This is a genomic window from Eremococcus coleocola ACS-139-V-Col8 (genome assembly GCF_000183205.1).
Lineage (GTDB): Bacteria > Bacillota > Bacilli > Lactobacillales > Aerococcaceae > Eremococcus > Eremococcus coleocola.
This window is the reverse complement of record NZ_AENN01000017.1, coordinates 80328-97197: the sequence shown is the minus strand read 5'-3', so window position 1 is coordinate 97197 and position 16870 is coordinate 80328. Positions and strand designations below refer to the sequence as shown.

Annotated in this window: 15 protein-coding genes; 6 read left to right on the top strand and 9 right to left on the bottom strand. The window is 38.0% G+C overall.

Going from position 1 to position 16870, the window contains the following annotated elements; genetic code table 11:
* The first annotated feature begins 2 nt into the window (after positions 1-2).
* Both HMPREF9257_RS07190 and HMPREF9257_RS07185 read left to right on the top strand, forming a co-directional pair.
* Entirely contained in the window at positions 3-1322 is a 1320-nt protein-coding gene (locus HMPREF9257_RS07190) for a dihydrolipoamide acetyltransferase family protein (protein ID WP_006418792.1), read from the top strand.
* A gap of 101 nt (positions 1323-1423) precedes the next feature.
* The gene (locus HMPREF9257_RS07185) at positions 1424-2467 is read left to right on the top strand and encodes a PTS sugar transporter subunit IIC (protein WP_006418816.1); all 1044 of its coding nucleotides are present in this window, start codon (positions 1424-1426) and stop codon (positions 2465-2467) included.
* Here HMPREF9257_RS07185 and HMPREF9257_RS07180 read toward each other — a convergent pair.
* A complete protein-coding gene (locus HMPREF9257_RS07180; protein ID WP_006418906.1) occupies positions 2464-3354 on the bottom strand; it encodes a LysR family transcriptional regulator in 891 nt (296 codons plus the stop codon). The genes HMPREF9257_RS07185 and HMPREF9257_RS07180 overlap by 4 nt on opposite strands.
* Before the next feature lie 60 nt (positions 3355-3414).
* Between HMPREF9257_RS07180 and HMPREF9257_RS07175 the strand changes: the two genes are divergently transcribed.
* Positions 3415-4341: a 2-dehydropantoate 2-reductase gene (locus tag HMPREF9257_RS07175; RefSeq protein ID WP_006418946.1), complete on the top strand. Its 927-nt coding sequence runs from the start codon at positions 3415-3417 to the stop codon at positions 4339-4341.
* Positions 4342-4501: 160 nt separating this feature from the next.
* Here HMPREF9257_RS07175 and HMPREF9257_RS07170 read toward each other — a convergent pair whose 3' ends face one another.
* The 8 genes from HMPREF9257_RS07170 to HMPREF9257_RS07135 form a co-directional block, all read right to left on the bottom strand.
* Positions 4502-5287: an enoyl-CoA hydratase-related protein gene (locus HMPREF9257_RS07170; RefSeq protein ID WP_006418763.1), complete on the bottom strand. Its 786-nt coding sequence runs from the start codon at positions 5285-5287 to the stop codon at positions 4502-4504.
* A 67-nt stretch (positions 5288-5354) separates the two neighbouring features.
* Positions 5355-6614: a CaiB/BaiF CoA transferase family protein gene (locus HMPREF9257_RS07165; RefSeq protein ID WP_006418895.1), complete on the bottom strand. Its 1260-nt coding sequence runs from the start codon at positions 6612-6614 to the stop codon at positions 5355-5357.
* A gap of 350 nt (positions 6615-6964) precedes the next feature.
* Positions 6965-7816, bottom strand: a complete 852-nt coding sequence (locus HMPREF9257_RS07160; RefSeq protein ID WP_006418741.1) for a 3-hydroxybutyryl-CoA dehydrogenase — start codon at positions 7814-7816, stop codon at positions 6965-6967.
* A gap of 28 nt (positions 7817-7844) precedes the next feature.
* A complete protein-coding gene (locus tag HMPREF9257_RS07155) occupies positions 7845-9086 on the bottom strand; it encodes a thiolase family protein (RefSeq protein ID WP_006418854.1) in 1242 nt (413 codons plus the stop codon).
* 42 nt (positions 9087-9128) lie between these two features.
* Positions 9129-10337 carry an acyl-CoA dehydrogenase FadE gene (gene fadE, locus HMPREF9257_RS07150; RefSeq protein ID WP_006418930.1) on the bottom strand — a complete coding sequence of 403 codons (1209 nt, stop codon included), beginning with the start codon at positions 10335-10337 and terminating at the stop codon, positions 9129-9131.
* Between the two features lie 27 nt (positions 10338-10364).
* A complete protein-coding gene (locus HMPREF9257_RS07145; protein ID WP_006418863.1) occupies positions 10365-11147 on the bottom strand; it encodes an enoyl-CoA hydratase/isomerase family protein in 783 nt (260 codons plus the stop codon).
* A 430-nt stretch (positions 11148-11577) separates the two neighbouring features.
* Positions 11578-12498 (bottom strand): LysR family transcriptional regulator, encoded by a 921-nt coding sequence (locus HMPREF9257_RS07140; protein WP_006418911.1) that lies wholly within the window; start codon positions 12496-12498, stop codon positions 11578-11580.
* Positions 12499-12965: 467 nt separating this feature from the next.
* Positions 12966-13874: a LysR family transcriptional regulator gene (locus HMPREF9257_RS07135; RefSeq protein WP_006418736.1), complete on the bottom strand. Its 909-nt coding sequence runs from the start codon at positions 13872-13874 to the stop codon at positions 12966-12968.
* A 104-nt stretch (positions 13875-13978) separates the two neighbouring features.
* Between HMPREF9257_RS07135 and HMPREF9257_RS07130 the strand changes: the two genes are divergently transcribed.
* The 3 genes from HMPREF9257_RS07130 to HMPREF9257_RS07120 are packed head-to-tail and all read left to right on the top strand — an operon-like array spanning position 13979 to position 16867.
* The gene (locus HMPREF9257_RS07130) at positions 13979-15166 is read left to right on the top strand and encodes an acetyl-CoA C-acetyltransferase (protein ID WP_006418976.1); all 1188 of its coding nucleotides are present in this window, start codon (positions 13979-13981) and stop codon (positions 15164-15166) included.
* A 47-nt stretch (positions 15167-15213) separates the two neighbouring features.
* Positions 15214-16065: a 3-hydroxybutyryl-CoA dehydrogenase gene (locus tag HMPREF9257_RS07125; protein ID WP_006418912.1), complete on the top strand. Its 852-nt coding sequence runs from the start codon at positions 15214-15216 to the stop codon at positions 16063-16065.
* 13 nt (positions 16066-16078) lie between these two features.
* Complete coding sequence (locus tag HMPREF9257_RS07120) at positions 16079-16867, top strand: enoyl-CoA hydratase-related protein (RefSeq protein WP_006418804.1); 789 nt, start codon at positions 16079-16081, stop codon at positions 16865-16867.
* The last annotated feature ends 3 nt before the right edge of the window (positions 16868-16870 follow it).

Below are 16870 nucleotides of genomic sequence, written 5' to 3'. Positions count from 1 at the left end.
TCATGGGATTAGTTAAAGTGAAAATGCCTAATTTAGGCGAAAGTGTAACTGAAGCAACGGTCGTTGCTTGGCAAGTTAAAGTAGGCGACCAAGTTGAAAAATATGATACCTTATTAGAAGCACAATCTGACAAGGTAACGACAGAGATTCCGAGTGACTACCAAGGAACGGTGAAAGAAATTCTAATTCAAGAAGACGAAACCGTCCCAATCGGTACCGAAATTTTAGTGATAGAGGTAGCAGGTGAAGGTGAGTCTGGCTCTGATGAAAGCAGTGAACCTGAAGTTGAGAGTAAACCAACCCTTGAAACGACGCCAAGCCAAGCAGAATCAAGAGCGAGTGCTAAGCCAAGCAATCATTCTAAAGGCGGTAGATTCTCGCCTGCGGTTTTACATATTGCTCAAGAACGCGGGATTGATTTAAGTCAAATAGTAGGTACTGGTAAAGGTGGCAGAATTACTCGTAAAGACGTCATAAACTATGAGCCAACGAGTGCTGAAAACAAGCCGACCCAAGTGAAGGAACTAAAACCAGAACTAGTCCAAACCTCGCTTGATCCTCAGCCTCAACCTGAGCTTAAATCTGAGCAAAATAATAAGCCAGTAACTTCTAGTCTTGACTCACAACAAGAAATTATCAAAGCAGATGGGGTAAGAAAGGCCATTGCTAAGAAAATGGTTCAATCAGTGACTGAGATTCCACATGCTTGGATGCAAATTGAGGTAGATGTAAGTAATATCGTAGCGTTACGTGAAAAAACAAAATCCCAATTTATGCAAACTGAAGGCTTAAAATTATCCTACTTCCCATTCTTTGTTAAAGCAGTGGCCCAAGCACTTAAAAAACATCCAATGTTAAATTCAAGTTGGCAAGACAATAACATCGTTTTAAATAAAGATATCAATCTATCTATTGCCATTGCGGCTGGGGATAATTTATTTGTACCTGTGATTAAACATGTGGACAACTTATCTATTAGTGGTATCGCTAAGGAAGTTGATCGATTGGCTCTGAAGGCTCGTTCTGGTAAATTAACCAGCGAAGATATGGTAGGTGGAACCATGACGGTAAATAATACCGGAACTTTTGGCTCAGTAGCCTCAATGGGAATCATCAATTATCCGCAAGCAGCGATTATTCAGGTTGAATCCATCAATAAACGGTTTGTTCCGACGGCAGATGGCGGTTTTAAAGCAGCTGACATGATCAATCTATGTCTATCCTTTGACCATCGTATTTTAGATGGCTTAGCTGCGGGTAACTTTATGAAAGATGTAAAAGAAAATCTACAACGTTTTAACAATGAAAATGACCTTTACTAATTAATGACTGATAGTATGCAAAGAGGATAGCAGACTCGTCATATCTAAGTTTGCTATCCTTTATTTTAAGTGATTTAACTATATAGGAAGTGGTGAAAACCATGCAAGAAGTAACAAAAGTAAGTCCTAAAGATTTTCTGAATAAAGTGTTAACGGGAACAGCTCAAGGAACAATTATTGCCTTGATTGCTAATGCGGTTCTCTCAGCTATTTTATCTTATTTCTCAAGTAATCATTATATCTTGATGGTGATTCAAGCGGCAGTTATCTTACAACTAGCCACCCCTCTAATTATTGGGGGTTTAATAGCTAAACAATTTAACTTTGATCCCATGCGGATTATGGTAATCGCCGGTGCAGCGTTTGTAGGATCTGGTGTGATTAAATATGATCCGGCTATAGCCGCTTACGTTGGTAAAGGGACCGGAGATGTTATCAATATTATGTTAACATCTGCGATTGCTGTTTTGGCTACCCTTTGGATAAAAAATAAATTTGGTTCTTCATCTATTATTTTCCTTCCAATAGTAGTAGGGGTAGGAGTTGGTTTTATTGGGATGTTGACTTATCCTTACGTAACTATGATTACGACTGCGATTGGGTCCTTGATTAATAACTTTACTTCCTTACAACCACTATTCATGAGTATTTTGATTGCCATGTCTTTTGCTGCCTTAATTATTTCACCGATTACTACAGTAGGGATTGGACTAGCAATTGGTTTGAATGGTGTCTCAGCAGGGGCTGCAGCCATGGGAGTGGCTGCGACCACGGTTTGTTTAGTTGTAAATTCTTGGAAGGTGAATAAGAGTGGTGTGACGCTGGCAATTGCACTTGGAGGCATGAAGATGATGATGCCAAATCTCTTCCGCCATCCAATTATTTTATTGCCTTGCCTAACCACAGCTATTGTTTCCGCCATCCCAGTGGCCCTCTTTGCTGTATCGGGTACGCCGCAATCATCTGGTTTTGGTTTGGTTGGTCTCGTGGGTCCTTTGGCTTCCCTAGATGCTGGTTTAACTTTCCCCTTATTAATTCTATGTTGGTTTGTGGTGCCGATTGCGACCGCGCTTATTTGTCAATTTGTCTTTGAAAAAGTATTTAAATTATACCAAAGAGAAACTGTTTTCCATTATTACGGTTAATTCTGCTTTAAGATATCGATAAAGTCTAGGATATTTTGTGAAGGTTTAATGCTCTTATTAAGGGCAATTCCAATGGAGAAGTAATTTGATTTGTCATCTAAAGGAATCCAGACTAAATTGTCTAGTGGCACCAAATGTTTATATTCGATAGCCATTAAACAAATTGTGTTTGAGGAGTTAAGACTATGGAGCATGGCCTGTAAGTCAGTATAATATGAGAGGATATTCGGTTTAAAACCATGGGCCTCAGCTCGTTCAGCTAACATAATTCCTAACATATAATCTTCCGTTAAGGAGGAGAAAACTTGATCTTTCAGATCATCAAAGCTTAAGCGTGAATGTTGAGCGAGCGGGTTGGATTTTGGGACAACTACATATACCTGATAGCCTTTGGTGCTAGTGTGTAGTGCCTCAATGGTGATTTTATCCGCTTCATAATTAGGATAAGAAAGCAAGCCAATATCAAGTTCTTGATTAGCTAACATTTGTTGTAAAAGGCGTGACCCATCCTGGATGATGGTGAGCGCAACATTTTGATGGGTGGCAGTAAACAAAGCTAACTCTTTAGCAAATTGAATGGCAAAGAGGGTGGTCATGCCTAGTCTAATGGGATTTTTATCTTTTTGATTTTGTAAATTATGAATTTGTTGAGTAATTTTATCAACATGGCTAATCAAGACTTGACCTTCATCATAAAGAATTTTGCCAGCGGCAGTCAGTTCTAAACCGCTTTCATTTCTGCTAATAAGTAGGCAATTCAATTCTGTTTCGAGTTTCTTTAAGGCAAGAGAGAGTGTAGGTTGAGTGACAAAAAGATTTCTGGATGCTTCTGAGATAGAATGACATTTAGCGATTTCGATAAAGTATTTTACTTGGGTAATATTCATCAGGTCACCATCCTTTATTTAAATTTAGTGTACCATAATTTATAGAGAGGAAGTATTCAAATGTTAATTTATATTGCAGGTTCAGGTGCCATGGGATGTCGGTTTGGAGCCCAACTCCATGAAGCAGGTCAAGAAGTTATTTTATTAGACAATTGGGATGATCACATTAATACCATTAAAGAGAATGGACTAAAAATCTCAGGGGACGATGAAAGAATCGTCCCAATGACGATTATGAAGCCTCAGGAAGCCAACCGCGTAGGTGACTTAATTATTCTATTTACCAAAGCAATGCAGTTACCAGCTATGCTAGAATCAATTCAAGGGATTATGGATAGTCATACTAAAGTCCTTTGCTTATTAAATGGCCTAGGCCATGAAGAAGTTATCAAACAATATGTTCCAGAAAGAAGTATTATCATGGGGGTAACCGTGTGGACTGCTCAACTAGTAGGACCCGGTCACGTGAAATTAGCCTCAACAGGGTCGATTAATATCCAGAGTATTGATGCCAATGAAGCTGAAATGGGTCATAAGGTAGCGGAAATTTTAAATGAAGCCAAGCTTAATGCAATCTATGACCAAGATGTGATTCCGTCTATCTGGCGTAAGGCCTGCGTGAATGGGACTATGAATTCATTGTGTGCCCTCTTAGATTGTACGATTGGTCAATTATTTGCCACAGAACCTGGCTTACAATTGGTGCATGAAATTATCCACGAATTTGTCCAAGTGGGCCAAGCAGAAGGGGTTAAATTAGATGAAGAAGCGGTGACAGACTATGTGATGAAAACTTCTGTGACAGCCGCCCACCACTACCCATCTATGCATCAAGATTTAGTGCAAAACCATCGTTATACTGAAATTGATTTTATCAATGGGGCAGTTGCCCGTATCGGGGATAAACATGACATTGAAACGCCACGCTGCGACGTGATTACTCAATTGATTCATACCAAGGAAAAAATATTGATTGAACCGAAGTAGTTCTAAATTATAACGAGTTTAGATAAAATTTTTATAGAATAGATGACTTATTTAATGAATCAATAAAAAATCCTATTTGCTAATCTAATGGGTGAGAAATTTCCATTAGGTTACAAATAGGATTTTTAGTATTTTAAACTAAAATCTAAAAAATCATGTCTTATTTACCAACAAAGTTAGCCCGTCTTTTTTCAACGAAAGCCCGAACCCCTTCTTTAAAGTCTTCTGTATGTGAAGCTTCAGATTGAAGGTGAGATTCAGTTTCAAGATAAGCTTCAAAGTCTTTAAATGAAGCTTCAAACAGTTCAGCTTTGATTAATTCATAAGCTTTTAGTGGACCACGAGCTAATTTCTTAGCTAAGTCGAAGACGGCTCCTTCAAGTTCATTGTTAGCAACAACTTGATGGATAAAGCCAAGTTCTAGTCCTTCTTGTGCTTTAACAGGATTACCGGTGAGGGCTAATTGAGCGGCTTTATTAGCGCCAACAGCTCTAGAAAGTAGGTAAGAACCACCCATATCGGGCACTAAACCAATTTTAACAAAGGCTTGGATGAATTGACATTCTTCACTAGCAATAAGGAAGTCTCCGGCTAAGGCTAGGTTAAAGCCTGCTCCGGCAGCTGCCGCTTGAGATCCAATTACAATGAGTTTTTTACATTTTTTCATAAATAAGGAGGTATCAGCAACTTTTTTAGCAAGGTCATGTAGGTCATAGTCAGGGTTAGCTTCAAATTGACTTAAGATATGTTTGAGGTTACCCCCACCGCAAAAGACTTTACCCGCTGCAGTAATCGTAATAACTTTAGCTTCTGGATCTGCTTCAGCTTGTTGTAAGGCTGCTAATAAGTCTTCTGCCATACTATCATCAATAGCATTTAAGTTCTTAGGGTCATTAAGGATAATTTGTCCAATATTTTCTTTTACTTCATAGATTACTTTACTCATATAATCACTCTTTCGTTTGAAATTTTATAAACTGAACCATAGAGTAAGTCAGAACTTAAAAATTAAATTAACCAATATAACCTTGTTCACGGAGGCTAGAGATTTTAGCATCGTCATAGTTAAGCAACTCTTTTAAGATAGTTTCAGTATCTTGACCCATGGTTGGAGCTCCACGCCAAACATCACCAGGAGTTGCTGAGAATTTAGGAACAATACCAAAGGCTTCAACTTCTTGGCCAGATGTTTGATCCACGTATTTAATGAAGTCACCCCGACTTTGGAAGTGTTCACTCTTGTATGCATCTTCGGCGGTATTTACTTTTGAAGCGGGTACTTTCTTAGCATTCAGGATTTCTTCGATTTCCTTAGCGGTTTTAGAAGCGGCCCATTCACGGATTTCACGGTCTAAAGCACGACCATGGGCAGACATAACTGCTTCAACCCCGTTACCCGCATTTTCGAAGGTATATTTTTCAGCATCCAATCCAGCAGCATCCATGAAACGTAGGTAAACATTCTTACCAAAAGCTCCGATTGTAACGAATTCACCATTTTTATCTTCAAATAAACCATAAGGTTGGAAGCGTTCGTTAACATTACCAGAACGAGCCGTAACCTTACCATTTTCAGTATAACTTACGAAGTTATCACATAGCATCCGAGCCATTGCTTCAAATTGAGATACATCAACCACTTGACCTTTGCCAGTTTTTTGAGCGGAAATATAACCAGCTAAGGCACCGAAAGCAGCCATATAGGCAGAAACATAGTCATTGGTATAAGGACCAGTAATTTGAGGTTCATGTGGTGCCGGTTGACCATTTAAGTGCATAAAGCCTGAGAAAGCTTGGCCAATCATATCGAAGGAAGCACGGCCAATTACACCTTCTTCACCACCAAATTCTGCTCGACCAAAACCAGAAATATGGACAATCACTAATTTAGGATTTACTCCTAATAATTCTTCATCATGGATGCCTAATTTGTCTAACCAAACCATGTTTTCCATGTATACATCGACTTCTTTAATGAGCTCAAAGAAAAGTTCTTTTACTTCAGGAATATTACAGTTTAGTTCTAAGGCCATACTCATCCGGTTACGTGCTTCTTGCATCCATCCGTTAGATACTCCGGTTTTGCTGGATGTAGGCGAGAGCATCCGCATAGAGTCACCATAACCTGGACGCTCAATATTAATGACTTCTGCCCCAAGGTCACCCAAAAGACCTAAAGCAGTTGGCATTGCAACAATGGACCCAGATCCTAAAACACGCATACCTGCTAAAGGACCATATTCCTTAATTAAAGCTTTTCTTTCATTTGTCATAATAATCCTCCTCAAAAAATAATTTTGTGTATATTATCACTATTATATGATACCGTTTCCAAAAGAAAAAAGCTATAGTTCTTTGTAATTATTTCAAATTTTATGCACTTTTTAGTCGCGGTAATAAGAGACTTATATTTATTTGATTTTTATTTCAGTCTATATTGTGAATAAAGTAATTAGACCCAAAACTAGAGCAAATTAGGTTTATCAACTAGGTAATCGAAAGAATTTTTTGAAATATTTTGGCTGTAATTTTTATAGGGAGTCCTTCGAATAAATAATTGAAGACCTAATTTACTCTAGTTCTGGGTCAGTTAGTACGACAAGAAGTAATTAATGGTTAGTTTCTAGTCGTAATCGTAGAAGCCTTTACCTGACTTCATACCATAGTAACCAGCTTCAACCATCTTAACTAATAGTGGGGCAGGACGATATTTAGGATCTTTGAAGCCATCATAGAGTACATTCATAACGGCAAGTAGAGTATCCAATCCGATTAAATCACATAGTTTAAGTGGTCCCATTGGATGGTTAGCACCTAATTGCATACCTGTATCAATGTCTTCACGACTGGCTAAGCCTTCACCGTAAGTGAAGATTGCTTCATTTAACATTGGAACTAAAATCCGGTTAACTGCGAAGCCTGGCGCATCTTTAGCAACGATCATGGTCTTGTTCATTTGATCGATGACTTGTTGAGCAACAGCGACGGTTTCATCGCTGGTTTGTAAACCTCTAACTACTTCTACTAATTTCATCACTGGTACTGGGTTAAAGAAGTGCATCCCAACTACTTGGTCAGGGTGTTTAGTAACTGATGCGATATCTGTTAAGGATAAAGAAGAGGTATTAGTTGCTAAAATTGTTTCATCTGGAGTTGCTTCATCTAATTCTTTGAAGATTTTAAGTTTAATATCATGATTTTCAGTTGCTGCTTCAATGACTAGTTGGCAGTCTTTTGCTTCATCATAAGTTAAAGTAGTTTGCAACCGGGACATTACTTTATCTACTTCTGGCGCTTCCATTTTACCTTTACTTACTTTACGATCAAGATTTTTACGGATTTTTTCAACAGCCTTATCTAAGAATTCTTGTTTAATATCTTTTAGATAAACTTGATAACCTGCTTCTGCTAAAACTTGGGCGATACCTGATCCCATTAAACCAGAACCGATAACTAAAGTATTTTTGATTTCCATATTATTTCCTCCTATTTTTGATTTCTAATTAACCTTGATAATAGCCATTTTCAAATAACATAGCGATACCCATTCCGCCACCGATACAAGCGGATGCAATCGCATACTTGATGTCTGGACGGTTTTTGAATTCGTAACAGATTGAAGTGATGATTCGAGCTCCGGTACAGCCAAGCGGGTGACCTAAGGCTACCGCACCACCATTTGGATTCAAACGTTCATATAAAGCAGTACCTGGTTCATTACCTAATTCTTTGGTACAAGCAATCGTTTGAGCAGCGAAGGCTTCGTTGATTTCCAAGACAGCAATATCTTCTAAAGTCATATCATTACGCTTAAGGATTTCGCGAACAGATTCAACTGGACCCAAGCCCATAACGTCTGGGCTACAACCCGTAATCGCATAATCAACCACTTTCGCCATCACTTCTAAACCATTGTCTTTAGCATAGTCAGCGGTAGTAAAGATTTCAAAGGCTGCGCCATCATTTAAACCAGAGGCATTCCCAGCGGTCACACTACCATCTTTAACAAAGGCAGGTCTAAGCTTGGCTAATTTTTCCATAGTTGTATCTGGTTTTGGATGTGAGTCAGTATCAACCACAGTGACATTGCCTTTACGGTCTTTAACTTCAACTGGTACGATTTCTTGGGCTAAGCGACCGGATTCAATTGCTTTTTTAGCTTTAGCTTGACTGTTTAAAGCAAATTTATCTTGTTCTTCACGCGAAATATCGTACATTTGAGCTAATTTTTCAGCAGTTTGGCCCATATGAATAATTTCTGGGAATTCTTTCCCCACACAACCAGTATGAATCATGGTGTTTGAGTCGATTAATTGTTGATCACCAGTTCTGAAACCTTGATAACGAACTTCTTCTGGTAGGAAATAAGGAGCTCTAGATAAAGATTCAGCACCACCTGCTGCAATGACTTTTTTGTCAGTTGTTTGTAAGACTTGAACTGCATTTACAGCGGATTGAATACCTGAACCACATAAACGGTTCACGGTGTAGCCAGTTTTTTCAATAGGAACACCCGCATCCAAACCAACCACACGACCGATATTACTTGAAGTTGGTGATCCTACTACGTGCCCCGCAATGACTTCATCAATATCTTCCATTTTGATACCAGCGCGTTCAACCGCACCTTTAAGCGCAGTGACGCCCAAATCTTGAACCTTAACGGTTTTAAGGTTTCCTAAGAAGGCGCCCACAGGTGTCCGTGCAGCCCCAACAATTACGATTTGATCTAAATTTTTTTTCATACTTTTTCCTTTCGTTGTTAAAATACAGGATACTGAAGTTTATTAGACAAAGGCACCTTTACCAGTTAAGAAACGACCTAAAATTAGTGAGTTCACTTCATGGGTACCTTCATAAGAGTAAGCTGCTTCTGCATCAACAAAGAAACGAGCCACATCATGTTCAACGATAATTCCGTTTCCGCCAAGTAATTCACGACCTAGGGCCACAGTTTCACGTAGACGGTAGGCATTATTCATTTTAGCCAGTGAAGATTGGACTTCTTCATAACGTCCTTGTTCTTGAAGTTGGGCTAGACGGTGAGAAAGGGCAAGCGAAGTCACACAGTTAGCTTGCATGCGGGCAAGTTTTTCTTGAACCAGTTGGAATTGAGAAATTTTCTTGCCAAATTGTTCCCGTTCTTTGACATATTTCAAGGTATTGGCTAAGGCTCCGGCATGAAGACCAGTTGCTAAATGTGCTACATCCGCACGGGTCGTGTATAAAATTTTAGCAACATCACGGAAGCTATTGATGTTTTCTAAGCGAGCGGTCTTATCAACTTGAACATTGTTCATTTTGATGTGGCCATTTTGAATTAACCGTAAGGAAATCTTACCATCGATTTTATCTACGGTTAAGCCTGGAGTTCCACCGGGAACCATGAAACATTTAATTTGTCCATCAGCCACATCACGGGCAAAAATTGGTAATACATCAGCAGTTGCAGCACCGCCAATCCATTTTTTCTCTCCATTGATGACCCATTTATCACCTTGAAGTTCAGCTGTGGTAGCAAGGCCACCCGCAATATCTGACCCATGAAGTGGTTCGGTTAAGCCGAAGCAAGAATGCCACTCATAAGAAGCTAACTTAGGAGCATAATAATCGATTTGTTCTTGGCTACCACCGATTAAAACGGTTGAATAAGCTAAACCACCATGAACAATTGTGAAGGCACCAATCGAAGAATCCATCCGGTTTAATTCATATAGACGGAAAAGGTTAAAGATTTCTGAGGTCTTTAATTTATTTTCGCGACCTTCAAAAAGGGAAGGATCCGTCATAATACCTAAATCAGTAATTTTTTTGAAAGCTTCCATTGGGAATAATTCTTTTTTCCAATGGTCATCAATAACTGGATAGAGTTCTTTTTCTAAGGTTTCTCTTAGTTTTAGAAGAAAATCAACTTCATTTTCACTTAAATCATGGGAGTAACCATAAATATCTTCAGGGTATAAATACTGTAATTTCTCAATTTTGCTTTTTGACATGGACTTCACTTCTCTTTCTCTTAGTTTTTATTTACCTTTGAATTCTGCTTTACGTTTTTCAACGAAGGCATTCATACCTTCATATTTATCTTCAGTTCTGAATAAGCCTTTAACGATTTCGCCTTCAAGTTTTAAGCCATTTTCTAATGTAGATTGAGAACCAAAATTAATTGATAACTTAGCTTGTTTAATTGCAATAGGAGCGTTCTTAGCAATTTGTTTAGCGAATTTGGTTGCTTCTTCAATTAATTGATCTGGCTCAACAATCTTTTCAAGTAGGCCAATCCGGTGAGCTTCAGCCCCATCAATAATTTCTCCGCTAAGGGCTAAACGTTTGGTCTGACCGATACCAATTAAACGGGAAGCACGTTGAGTTCCGCCGTAACCAGGAATGATACCTAAGCCGACCTCTGGGAAACCAATTTTATTGGCAGTCGTTCCGATTCGAATATCACAGGTTAGGGCTAACTCCAAACCACCACCCAGAGCAAAACCATTAACAGCTGCGATCGTTACAAGGCTCAAATTCATGATCCGGTTCATAGTTTGATTACCATATGCAATGAAATGATCTGCTTCTTCAGGGCTTAAGTCCATCATTTCCTTAATATCACCACCTGCCATAAAGGCTTTGCCATTTCCTGTAATTACGAGAACTTTAACATTAGGATCAGCCTCAAGTAGGTCCATTGCTTCGTTTAAATCATCTAACATCGCTGAATTAATTGCATTTAAAGATTTAACAGCATTTAGATTTAAAAAAGCTAGTGTATCCTCAATATTTAGGGTTAAAGTTGCTAATTCTTTCAAGGTAATTCCTCCTTTATAAAATGATAAGCGCTTACATTTCATAGCATAGCAAGCTCCCCCTTGTATTACAAATTGGTTGTATTGATAGAGGGTATCGATATTATCAATACTAATACATCTATAATTAAAATTTATCACAAATAAAAAGCGTTTAAATTATAGAACGTTGTAATACCAACTTTTACAAGAGTTATTCATTTGTGAATAATATGACTAATCTTGCTAACAAATCACAAATCGGGCAATGATAATTAGCTGTATTTATTTACCATTAAGTTTTACTTATTGATTTAGGAGATTTTTAGCAGAAGGAATGGTCTAAATTTTGAAAAGTAACCAAACTTATCAGCTATACCAATTAATTATTTATCTATTTAAATAAAAAAAGGGTGCGGGCTAAAAAGCCCACTCCCTAGATAGATTGATCATATTATGCTAAAGATAGGTTGGCTACAGCCTCCACCTGGCTACAGTAATCAATCAGTGCATCGTAAACACATTTTTTGATGGCTGATTGATAAATCTCATCAGTTGTTGAAATAAATATTTTAAAGTTTGCTGACCTTTCAAAGGGGCGATAAGTAATTTGGCGCCGATTGACCATGGGATAGACTGATTTTGGCAAAAAAGTGATGAGTTGACTATTTTTAATAGTATCAATCAGGTATTCCCAAGAATTTGATTCTAAGAATATTTTAGGTGCAATCCGTTCTTTTTGACATTGTATCATAAAAAAATGGTGGGTTGAATAAGCGTCAGTAAAGATTGCCGAGCTGTATTGATTGAGGCTAGACCATTTCACTTGATTTTGTTTAGTGAGGGGATGATTTTTATCCATAAATAAGACAAATTCATCCTTAATTGCAGTTTTTGAATTGAGTAGCTTAGTAGTAGGCAGGGGATCAGTTAAAAATGCAATATCGATTTCCTTATTTTCTAGTAATTGACACAGTCTTTGGCAACCTTCTTCAATATATTCAATGCGTAAATCTGGATACAATTGTTTCATATTTAGGAGAAACCGAGGAAACCGTGTTCTCACCAGAATAGGCGGAATACCAATGCGAACAATTTGGGTGGTTTCTTTTTTATCCTGATCAATGACTTGCATCATTTCTTGGTGAAGTTTCTGGATTTCCTGGGCGTATTTATACATTGCTTGGCCAAGGTCAGTCAAGCCAATTAATCTTCCTTTTTCCCGTTTAAATAGCTGGGCTTGATAATCATTTTCAAATTGAATCATCGATTGGCTAAGGGTAGATTGAGAGATGAAGAGTTTCTTAGATGCACTAGAAATGTTGAAATCTGAAGCAACAATTTCTAGAAAATAATTAATTTGTTTTATCTCCATACTCAGCCTCCTTCTTATATTTTAATGATAAAACGTTTTCATTATTGATTAATCTTATCATTATTCTTTAATTAAAACAAATAGGTAAATTCTAAATATTTCGCGTTAGCCTTAAATAGTCTGGTTAAAAGTAGATGATCGAGTCATCTTCGTAAGAAAAAATTCAGAGAGATTTTTAATTATAGTCAATGTTTTAAGCAAGAAATGTGAATTTAAAAGCAAATTTTCACCCTGTTTTCTTCCATAAGTTATACTTATACTCAATCAAGAAAAGTTAAAGTTTAGCTAGTTTTAATATAGTATAAGCGAAACTTATAGTATAGAGTTAAATGAAAAATAAAAATCATTTCACAAAACCTATGAATTAAATGAATAAATCCTTGAAAATAATTCTATATTCGTAGGGGAAGAAAAGTGCTATAGTCACTTTGTAAGCGCTTATCCGTTAAGTTATGACCAGAAATAAGCTAGTTAATTTGGGCAATAATGAAGTCTTTAAAGGACTTCAGACTGCTTGGGGTAAATTCAGAATTTGCCCAAATCATGTAGACATTATAGATAATATATAAATCTGTTAACTCTAAAATCCGAATGTCATCATAATTCAATTCGGTATTTTTAGAACTAAAGGCAATCCCTAAGCCAGCCCGGACCATACCTACGACACCTGTGTCTTCATTCATAGAATAAATGGTGTTGAGTTTGAAATTAGGACCAGCTACCCGATTAATAGCTTGTTGGATTGCATAATACATTCCAGCTGATGCATTCCAGCCGATAAATTGTTCGTTTTTAATTTCGGCAAAAGAAACTGATTTTCGCGCAGCAAAACGATGGTTAGCTGGGACAATTAGGACTATTTCATCATTATAGATAAATTCGCGATTTAGTTCTGAAGAATAAGAGGAATAATCAAATTCGCCACAAAAACCAATATCTCTTGTGCCGTCCAAAACATGATCAATAATTTGTTGGGTCGAAGCTTGGGTAATATCGAGGCTTAGTTCAGGAAATAGGTTGCGGAAGCGGGATAATAGGCGGGGGAGGTATTTGGCGGAGACGGTATAAATTGAGGAGATATTTACTTGGCCATGATCAGGATGGGAAAAACGAGCAATTTCATCAAGCCCATCCTCAATATTGGTCATAGCAGCATAGACAGAGGCATTAAGAATTTTGCCGTATTTAGTCAGTTTAATGTTACGGCCGTCTTTCTCAAAAAGTTTCACCCCCAGTTGGTTTTCAATTCCTGCAATGGCCTTACTTAGGGTTGAATAATTGATGAAGAGTTCATCAGCAGCTTGGCTATAGTTTTGATATTTTGCCGCTATGAGAAAATAATTTAAATGTTGAAAATTTATACTTTTCCAATCCATTTTGCTTATCCTTTCCATCATAAAATAGAAGTATATTTACTTTCAGAATACAATTTTTTTTTACTATAAACAAGCCATGATTAGAATAAAGGAGATGATTTTTTATGACACACAGCGTGATACTGTCAGGGGTTCGTACTCCCTTTGGTCGCTTTGGAGGTATGTTAAAAGATATTAAGGCCGTGGATTTAGGAGCAGAGGTCATTAAAGCAGCGGTAGAAAAAGCCGGCGTCGATAAGGAAAATATTGAATATGTTGTATTTGGTCAAGTGCTCCAAGCGGGAGTGGGTCAAATTCCATCGCGTCAAGCTTCAATTAAAGCAGGCTTAGACTGGTCAGTCGGATCAGAAACGATTAATAAGGTGTGTGCTTCCAGTTTTAGGGCAGTTACCCTAGCTGATCAAATGATTCGTTGTGGGGACAAAGACCTAATCGTTGCGGGTGGTATGGAATCGATGTCTAACACCCCATTTGCCTCTAAAGATATGCGCTGGGGTCATCGGATGTTTAATTCTGAGTTTATTGATTTGATGGTTTACGATGGCCTTTGGGATGCCTTTTATAATCAACATATGGCGGTCAATGGTGGCTATGGTGCAGATGAATATGACATTAGTCGTCAAGCCCAAGATGAGTGGGCTTATCAAAGTCAAATGCGGGCCGTTCAAGCTCAAGAAGCCGGACGATTAGATGAGGAAATCATTCCACTGACCATTCCTCAAGGGAAAAAAGACCCAATCACCGTTTCAAAAGATGAGACCCCAAGACCAGACACTAATTTAGAAAAATTAAGTCGTATGCCTGGTTTATTTGTCGATGGAAATACAGTGACGGCAGGTAATGCCCCAGCAACGAATGATGGGGCCTCAGCTTTAGTTATTGCCTCTGAAGACAAGGCTAAAGAAATGGGCCTTAAACCACTGGCAACAATTCTAGACCACGAAGAAGTTGGGGTAGAAACGCGATTAATTGCTTCAGCACCAGGTCATGCCATTAAAAATCTACTCGATAGAAATAACTTAAGGGTCGATGATATAGATCTTTTCGAAATTAATGAAGCCTTTGCGGCAGTCACTTTAGTATCACAAAAAATGAATAACATTCCATCTGAAAAGATTAATGTGAATGGGGGGGCGATTGCCTTCGGTCATCCTATTGGAGCTTCTGGGGGGCGGATTATTGCGACACTTGTTCACGAAATGCGGCGTCGTAAAGCAAAATATGGGGTGGCAGCCATTTGTTCTGGGGCAGCCCAAGGAGATGCTATCTTAATCCAATGTGATTACGATTAATTTAGTTTATAAATTAGTAAAAATAATAAGAAAAGGTGGTAAATATAATGGAAATCAAAAAAATTATGGTCATCGGTTCAGGTCAAATGGGTAATGGAATTGCGCAAGTGTCAGCTCAAGCTGGTTATGAGGTTATTTTAAATGATATGAAAGAAGAATTTGCTGAAAAAGGTTTAGCAAATATCATTAAAAATTTAAGCCGTGATGTGGACAAGGGGCGTAAGTCTGAAGAAGAAAAACAAACTATCTTAGATCGGATTACACTTTCAACTGATAAACAAGATGCTAAAGATTGCCAATTAATTATTGAAGCTGCGGTTGAAAATTTTGAAATCAAAAAATCTATCTTCAAAGAATTAAATGGAATTGTAGGCGAAGATGTTATCTTAGCGACCAATACGTCTTCATTACCAATTACAGACTTAGCTGCGGTTGTTTCTAAGCCACAACGTTTCATTGGGATGCACTTTATGAATCCAGTGCCTGTGATGAAATTAGTTGAAATTATTCGTGGGGTTGAAACCAGTGATGAAGTTTACCAAGTCATTGAAGATCTTTCACGTGAAATGACTAAAGATCCAGTTGAAGTGAACGACTCATATGGTTTTGTTTCAAACCGGGTCTTAATGCCAATGATTAATGAAGCAGCTTTCACCCTTTATGAATCAGTTGCTACGCCAGAAGCGATTGATCAAGTCATGGAATTAGGTATGAACCATCCAATGGGACCGCTAAAATTAGCTGATTTAATTGGTTTAGACACTTGCTTATCAATTATGAACGTTTTATACGAAGGCTTTAACGATCCTAAATATCGTCCATGTCCATTATTGAAAAAATATGTGGCAGCTGGTCGTTTAGGTAAGAAATCAGGTCAAGGATTCTACAAATACGATTAAGGGGGAGCTTGATATGACTGAATACAAAAATATTTTATTTGATGTTAAAAATCAGATTGGAACCTTAACGATAAATCGCCCTAAAGCCTTAAATGCTTTAAATTCAGAAACCTTAAATGAAATTTATGATCTTGTCAAAGCTATCGAAGGCGGTCAATTTGAGATTCATTTTTTGATCATTACAGGTGCAGGTGATAAAGCCTTTGTAGCCGGGGCTGATATCAAAGAAATGGCTAACCTAAACCCATTAGAGGCACGAGACTTCTCTCGCTTAGGAAGCCAAGTCTTTAAAGCCATCCAAAACTTATCCCTGCCAACCTTAGCAGCCATCAATGGCTATGCCTTAGGGGGAGGTTTAGAACTATCCATGGCTTGTGATTTACGGTTTGCTTGTGAGAATGCGGTCGTAGGCTTACCTGAAGTCGGACTAGGGGTTATTCCAGGCTTTGGTGGTACCCAACGTCTCCCTCGGATTATTGGGCTAGCTAAAGCCAATGAATTCTTATTTACGGGTGGAAATCTTAAAGCAGATGTCGCCTTAGAAGCTGGCTTATTTAACCGCTTATATCCAGTGGAACAATTACTGCCAGAAGCCTATGCTTATGCTGAAAAAGTCATTAAAAAAGCACCAATTGCAGTAAGATACGCTAAATTAGCTGCTTCAAAAGGAATTGATATGTCCTTAGACAAAGGGCTTGATTACGAATCTGAATTGTTTGGCTTGCTCTTTGCCACTGAAGATCAGAGTGAAGGAATGGGTGCCTTCGTAGAGAAGCGAGAAGCTGAATTTAAAAATCAATAACAA